This is a genomic window from Cronbergia sp. UHCC 0137, from assembly GCF_034932285.1.
Lineage (GTDB): Bacteria > Cyanobacteriota > Cyanobacteriia > Cyanobacteriales > Nostocaceae > Cronbergia.
Map to the genome: position 1 here is coordinate 10,985 of NZ_JAYGHC010000071.1, position 6,514 is coordinate 17,498.

Here is a 6,514-nt window from a genome sequence, read left to right on the forward strand (position 1 = left end):
TTCAATTATTCTGTCTGACACACCCTACATTTATACATATCATCTGCATTTTGTACAGCGCGTAAGTCAGGTGCGTCAGAATCTGAAAGTTAGTGATTTTAACCTCAATTATTCTGTCTGACGCACCCTACATTTATACATATCATCTGCATTTTGTACAGCGCGTAAGTCCTATTCTCCTGTCTAATCCCAACGAAAATTTTTAACGCCAACTTATTTTACCTATTATGCAAACTGATACACAAAAGTTCTCATGGTTTAATGTATCTGATGATGTCAAAGAATTATTGATATTAGCAGCCCAAAATTGGGAAAATACAGAAATCTCAGAAAACTATATGCAACAAGCATTAGCTAAAACAAAAGATAACACGGATGTTTTAGTAGCAGCTTATAGATATTTTTATTACAAAAATAATTATCCTCTAGCACTGACAACAGCAGAACAATTAATTGCTATAATTGAATCAGTCGAGAAATTCCCCAACAATTGGGAAGAACTTAAACCTATCTTAGTTCAACGTCACGAAGAAACCCAAATCAGATTGTACCTAAATGCTTATGCTGCTTCTGGTTTGGTATTAGCTAAATTAGGAGAGTTAGAAAAAGCTAAAGAAATCAGTACCAGAATTAAAGATATTGATGATAAAAATGATTTTGGTGCAGGTATTCTTTTGGATATTTTAACACGTCCACCAGAAGAAGATGATTAATTATTACCCAATCAACCATCATGAATAATTACCTATCTACCTCCTTTTCTGATTCTTCCCTCACTTCATCTAATAGAGTTCTCTTACCTGTGCTTCCTAGTTCTGGCTTTACACCACCTGTAACTATGATGCCACAAGCATTTCCTCCCATCATTTATTTGCCAAAATCTTCCCAACTAATAGTCTAAACAATATGCAAAATAAGGATTGGTTTGTCACTGAAAATGGGCAACATCAAGCCTGTAAATCCGCAAGAACATGGGATTTATTGCGTGACAATTATCGCCTATACCGTTTCCTAACAGAAGTAGAAGATGTTCTCAATGATGTTGAGAATGAATCAAACTATCTACCCAAAATTCGGATATTGGTAAGGCGATTAATTGTTAATTCTTATTGGGTACAGAGTCAATTTGCAGAACCAGACCCGAAAACTGGAACATCAGTTTTATTGTTATATAATGAATTAGGATTTCCCTTAACTGTGCAAACAGTAACGTTTGCCCCAGGGACAATTTCTAATATTCATAATCATGGGACTTGGGGAATAGTAGCAGTGTTGAAAGGTCAGGAAAAACATACCTTTTGGCGGCGTAATTCTCACCCAGATTTACCAGATAAAATTGAAACTACAGGAGAAATTAATTTATTCCCTGGAGATATTATTAGTTTTACTCCTGATACAATTCATCAAGTAGAAGCAGTTAGCAATGAACCAACTGTGACATTTAACATATATGGTGAAACTGACCCCAAAAGGAGATTTGAATTTGATGTAGTTAACCATATTGCTAAAAAATTCTAAATGTAGTTGCAAAAACAGAAATATCTGATTATTGTAAAAATAGCAGGTTTCAGAACTCTAAATTAATCTCTTTCTTGACGGGAAACACAAATAATTTGTATAGGAGAAATATCAATGGCCAGAGTAATTTTCTATGAAAAACCAGGCTGTAAAGGTGGTACAAAGCAAAAAGTTTTGCTCACAGCCGCAGGCCATGAAGTAGTAGCATATAACCTATTAACAGAACCTTGGACTGTAGAAAGATTGCGATCATTTTTTGGCGATCGCCCTGTAGTCGAATGGTTCAATAAAGCCGCACCTAGTGTAAAATCTGGAGAGGTGAACCCTGAAAACATCGAAGCAGAAACCGCTTTAGTAATGATGCTCAGAGATCCTTTATTAATTCGTCGTCCCTTGCTTGAAGTAGGGAATAGACGTGAGGTAGGCTTTGATGTAGATAAAATTGATGCTTGGATTGGTTTAAAACCAGCAGACGAATCCTTGCGGGAAATGAGCGAAAACCTGATGCAGCAAAACTTACAAGGCTGTTCTCACGGACACAACCATGAACATGATCATCAAGGTGGTTGTAAAAAACATAGTTAGGGATAGGAGTCAGGAGTCAGAAGGAAGAATGAGAAGAATGTTCTTGATATATCTCAGTTAAATCGGCGGTTAGAAACCGCACCTACACAGGCAAAACCTGCCTCCGCAGGTTAGATTAGTCCACGAAGGTGGACTTTGTTTGTGTAGCCGTGATTTCTAATCGCCGGATATTTTACTTTGTTTGTGTAGCCGCGATTTCCAATCGCCGGATACTTGACTTTACTCAATCTTCCCCATTTCCTGTTCCATTTTGGCAATTTCTAACTGTGTTTTAAAAACAGAATCAGGGTTGAGACTAATGGAATCTATACCCTGTTCCACCAGAAAACGAGCAAATTCTGGGTAATCGCTTGGTGCTTGACCGCAGATACCAATTTTGCGACCATATTGTTTGACAGTAGCGATCGCTCTTGTTATCATTCTTTTCACAGCTAGATCACGTTCATCAAACAAATGAGCTACCAACTCAGAATCCCTATCTAACCCTAAAGTCAACTGAGTTAAATCATTAGAACCAATCGAAAATCCATCAAATATTTGACAAAATTCATCAGCCAATTCCACATTACTCGGTAACTCGCACATCACATAAACTTCTAAACCATTTTCCCCTTGCACCAAGCCATGTTTCGCCATTTCTGCGATTACCCGTCTCCCCTCATTTGGTGTACGACAAAAGGGAATCATCAGAATCATATTAGTTAACCCCATTTCATCCCGTATCCGTTTCATTGCTTGACATTCTAAAGCAAAACCCTCACTGTAACGCGGATCATAGTAGCGAGAAGCACCACGCCAGCCAATCATCGGGTTTTCTTCCTTGGCTTCAAATTGTCTACCACCCAACAAATTCGCGTATTCATTACTTTTAAAATCCGACAAACGCACAATTACAGGTTTGGGATAAAAAGCTGCGGCAATTGTTCCAATACCTTGGGCTAATTTATCTACAAAATATTGGGCTTTATCTTCATATTCGGCAGTTAATTCAGCAATTTTATATTGAGCAAGTTCTTCTTCTAATTGATCAAAATGCAGTAAAGCTAAAGGATGAACTTTGATATGGTTAGCAATAATAAATTCCATCCGCGCTAACCCTACCCCATCATTAGGAATTGCTGCTAAACCCAGTACCTCCTCCGGGTTGCCCACATTCATCATAATTTTAGTCTTCGTCTGGGGCAAACTTTCTAAAGGTACTTCTTCAATTTCAAAAGGTAATAAACCTTGATAAACTTTGCCTGTTTCACCATTCGCACAATTAACAGTAACTTCCTGTCCAGTCTTTAAAATTGTTGTCGCATTACCACAACCAACAATAGCCGGAATACCCATTTCTCTAGCAATAATTGCCGCATGACAAGTCCGCCCACCAGAGTTGGTAACAATGGCACTGGCTCTTTTCATAATTGGTTCCCAATCAGGATCAGTGCGGTTCGTTACTAACACTTCCCCTGGTTGAAATTGATGAATTTGACGCACATCAAGAATTACTTTCGCGGGTCCTTGTCCAATCATTTCTCCCACACTACGACCTGTGAGTAAAACCTCACTTGTTCCCCTTAGATAATAGGTTCTAATGACATTTTTAATCTTCTGTGATTGTACCGTTTCTGGACGAGCTTGAACTATAAATAATTCATTGGTAATTCCATCTTTTGCCCATTCAATATCCATCGGTGTTTCCACACCATGCACTTGGGAATAATGTTCTTCAATTACACAAGCCCATGTTGCTAGTTGCAAGACCTCATCTTCATTCAAAGCAAATTGTTGACGTTCAAATCGGGGAACAGCGATGTTTTTAGTTAATTTTGATCCACCTAAATCGTAGACCATTTTAATTTCTTTCGTCCCCAGCCGTTTCTGCAAAATGGGACGATATCCTTGTTTAAGAGTTGGTTTAAATACTAAATATTCATCTGGGTTAACGGCACCTTGAACCACCGTTTCACCCAATCCGTAAGCCGCAGTAATTAACGTAGCATCTTTAAACCCTGTTTCCGTATCAATGGAGAACATCACCCCAGAAGCAGCTAAATCAGAACGTACCATTTTTTGCACCCCTACGGAAAGAGCAACATCAAAATGATCAAAACCTTTATTTTCTCGGTAAGAAATGGCACGGTCGGTAAAAATGGAGGCGAAGCATTTGTGACAAGATTCTAGTACACCTTTAAGTCCGTGAACATTTAAATAGGTTTCTTGCTGTCCCGCAAAACTAGCATCTGGTAAATCTTCGGCTGTCGCGCTAGAACGAACTGCAACATCGGTATCAGTTCCATATTCTTGGCAAAGATCATTATAGAATATAGCGATCGCTTCCTGTAATTCTAGCGGAAATGGTGTCTCTAACATTAACGCTCTAGCTTTTTTACCACATTGCCGCAGGTTTTTAACATCTTCTACATCTAAATTTGCAAAAATCTCTCTCAGTTTGGTTTCTAAACCAGCTTTGGTAATGAAATATCTATAAGCATAAGCCGTAGTAGCAAATCCTGTGGGAACTTTTACCCCTTTGGGTTGGAGTTGTTGAATCATTTCTCCCAAGGACGCATTTTTACCTCCCACCAGGGAAATATCAGCAATTCCCACTGAATTAAACGGTAATACTAAAGCTTGGGATACACTCTCTTGATTCCCTTGTATTCCTAACATATTCTAAACTCCTTATTAACACTGAACAGTATTAAATAAATTGGTTTTTTATGAATTTATCTTCTACTATAGTATAGTTTTTATACTCGGACAATTTGAGGACTTTGTGAGGATATATTCCCTTCCCAGCGTAAGATTACATATCTTCTTCTTGCTCGTCTTTACGCAGTTTATTTAATCAGGATTATTTTCAGGAATAGTGCCGTATATTATGACTAATAATTACGAAATATTAAGGGCTGTTGAGGAATAATAAGGTATATATCTATATTCTAAGTCTCCTCACAACTTCCTCATATATAACAACTATATTCAAAGCATAAACACACCGTTTTAATTCCTCTAGATTTGTTAATTGACTAATCTACATTTTAAAAAAGGATTTGATAAGTATATGAATTACTGTCCTTGTTGTTCTAATGTGCTGCTAAAGCATATACGCGGTTCGACAACTTACTGGTTTTGCCGTACCTGCTGGCAAGAAATGCCGATTTTTACTGGTAATTATCCCCTATCTTTATCTGAAAGTTTGATCAGTAAAATAACCGAAAAAGTTCCAAAAGAAGAACTTATTTCTACTGCTTGACACCTATCACCTGACACCTATTCTACTTAGTTTTAATAGACCTCTTGCATAAATACTTTGGTGTCACCAAGAATATTCTTGAAAAGCTCACGCAATCGCGCAATCGCGCTTCGCGATCCCGAAGGGTAGACGCAAAGAATAATTTGAAAATTACGACTTTTGCAAGAGGTCTAATCTTCTTCCCATTTCTCACATTCGAGTAGGTCAATTATCCTATCTCTGAGTAAGTATTCGTTGTTTTCTAGCTCATGCTCAAAGTAAACCCAGTCACTATCAGGGATATATCTAAAAAGGGTGTAAATTGGTTCTTGACGGTTAACAAGTCCCTTTTTAACCAGTTTAAGGGCTTCTTCTTTAATCACCGCAATATCATATCTAACAACTGTATCCATAGCTCTTTACCTTGATTTTGATTCAGAAATTAAGGTCAGTATTTACCATTTAGCTCTCAGGTTTTAAATAAGGCTATGCCACTCAATCTATGATCAATCAAACCCGATGACTATAGAGGCTGTATTGTACTTGTTTCAGTTGCTTGATTTGGTTTTTTAAGAGAACTTAAATGAGCCAATTTGGTACTAGGTAGAGGAGGATAAAATGGAGTAAGACCAACTTCTAATACTCCTGGTACATTTGGAATTTGACTGTTTCCACTAGGTTGAGCTTGATTTATATTACCTTGAACTTGAGGAGTAGTGATACCTCCACCATTGAATTGCTCGGACATAACATCATTTATTTTAACTATTAAATAAGTTGTTGATTTAATAGAGTTAAGTCGTTGCTGATTGATTAACATTACTTGTATGTCCCTGCTTGATTAGACCCTTTGCTAGAATAAGGGAAACCTCTTCTTTTGGGATGAGTCTTAAGATATATTTCTTTACTGATAAATAAGAAAGATGTAAGATTTATGGCAATGGTTGAAAGTTGACTGTTCCTGTTCGGTGAGTGACTTGTACCGAGCGAAGTCGTAAAGCCTAACGGCATAGCTGACGCTTACCGCGGAGCGTGGCGTTAGCTATAGTAAGCCGAACCGCTGTTCCCTGTTCCCTGTTCCCTGTTCCCTGTTCCCTGTTCCCTATTTATTAGGACTTACGCACTGTACAAAATGCAGATGATATGTATAAAAGAAATTGCCTAGTTTCAGGCTGTATTTTGTAGTCT

General features: G+C 37.7%; 8 protein-coding genes. 4 read left to right on the top strand and 4 right to left on the bottom strand.

The window, feature by feature from the left end; genetic code table 11:
- The first annotated feature begins 227 nt into the window (after positions 1-227).
- A complete protein-coding gene (locus VB711_RS23850; RefSeq protein WP_323288875.1) occupies positions 228-713 on the top strand; it encodes a hypothetical protein in 486 nt (161 codons plus the stop codon).
- A gap of 28 nt (positions 714-741) precedes the next feature.
- Here the strand turns inward: VB711_RS23850 and VB711_RS23855 are convergent, their stop codons facing one another.
- Positions 742-867, bottom strand: a complete 126-nt coding sequence (locus VB711_RS23855) for a hypothetical protein (RefSeq protein ID WP_323288877.1) — start codon at positions 865-867, stop codon at positions 742-744.
- A gap of 39 nt (positions 868-906) precedes the next feature.
- Between VB711_RS23855 and VB711_RS23860 the strand changes: the two genes are divergently transcribed.
- A complete protein-coding gene (locus tag VB711_RS23860) occupies positions 907-1,518 on the top strand; it encodes an AraC family ligand binding domain-containing protein (protein WP_323288879.1) in 612 nt (203 codons plus the stop codon).
- Positions 1,519-1,632: 114 nt separating this feature from the next.
- Positions 1,633-2,103 (top strand): ArsC/Spx/MgsR family protein, encoded by a 471-nt coding sequence (locus tag VB711_RS23865; RefSeq protein WP_323288881.1) that lies wholly within the window; start codon positions 1,633-1,635, stop codon positions 2,101-2,103.
- 219 nt (positions 2,104-2,322) lie between these two features.
- On the opposite strand, the gene ppsA is transcribed toward VB711_RS23865, so the two are convergent.
- Positions 2,323-4,761: a phosphoenolpyruvate synthase gene (gene ppsA / locus VB711_RS23870; protein ID WP_323288883.1), complete on the bottom strand. Its 2,439-nt coding sequence runs from the start codon at positions 4,759-4,761 to the stop codon at positions 2,323-2,325.
- 394 nt (positions 4,762-5,155) lie between these two features.
- On the opposite strand from ppsA, the gene VB711_RS23875 reads away from it, so the two are divergent.
- Positions 5,156-5,347, top strand: a complete 192-nt coding sequence (locus tag VB711_RS23875; RefSeq protein ID WP_323288885.1) for a hypothetical protein — start codon at positions 5,156-5,158, stop codon at positions 5,345-5,347.
- Positions 5,348-5,517: 170 nt separating this feature from the next.
- Here VB711_RS23875 and VB711_RS23880 read toward each other — a convergent pair whose 3' ends face one another.
- Together VB711_RS23880 and VB711_RS23885 are read right to left on the bottom strand one after the other, a co-directional pair.
- Positions 5,518-5,739 (bottom strand): DUF4327 family protein, encoded by a 222-nt coding sequence (locus VB711_RS23880; protein ID WP_323288887.1) that lies wholly within the window; start codon positions 5,737-5,739, stop codon positions 5,518-5,520.
- 110 nt (positions 5,740-5,849) lie between these two features.
- A complete protein-coding gene (locus VB711_RS23885) occupies positions 5,850-6,146 on the bottom strand; it encodes a hypothetical protein (protein ID WP_323288888.1) in 297 nt (98 codons plus the stop codon).
- Between the last annotated feature and the right edge of the window lie 368 nt (positions 6,147-6,514).

Bases quoted from the DNA above. Each gene is read 5' to 3' on its own strand.
- VB711_RS23850 (WP_323288875.1), top strand. From the start codon at position 228: ATGCAAACTGATACACAAAAGTTCTCATGGTTTAATGTATCTGATGAT.
- VB711_RS23855 (WP_323288877.1), bottom strand. From the start codon at position 867: ATGATGGGAGGAAATGCTTGTGGCATCATAGTTACAGGTGGTGTAAAG.
- VB711_RS23865 (WP_323288881.1), top strand. From the start codon at position 1,633: ATGGCCAGAGTAATTTTCTATGAAAAACCAGGCTGTAAAGGTGGTACA.
- VB711_RS23885 (WP_323288888.1), bottom strand. From the start codon at position 6,146: ATGTTAATCAATCAGCAACGACTTAACTCTATTAAATCAACAACTTAT.
- ppsA (WP_323288883.1), bottom strand. From the start codon at position 4,761: ATGTTAGGAATACAAGGGAATCAAGAGAGTGTATCCCAAGCTTTAGTA.
- VB711_RS23880 (WP_323288887.1), bottom strand. From the start codon at position 5,739: ATGGATACAGTTGTTAGATATGATATTGCGGTGATTAAAGAAGAAGCC.
- VB711_RS23875 (WP_323288885.1), top strand. From the start codon at position 5,156: ATGAATTACTGTCCTTGTTGTTCTAATGTGCTGCTAAAGCATATACGC.
- VB711_RS23860 (WP_323288879.1), top strand. From the start codon at position 907: ATGCAAAATAAGGATTGGTTTGTCACTGAAAATGGGCAACATCAAGCC.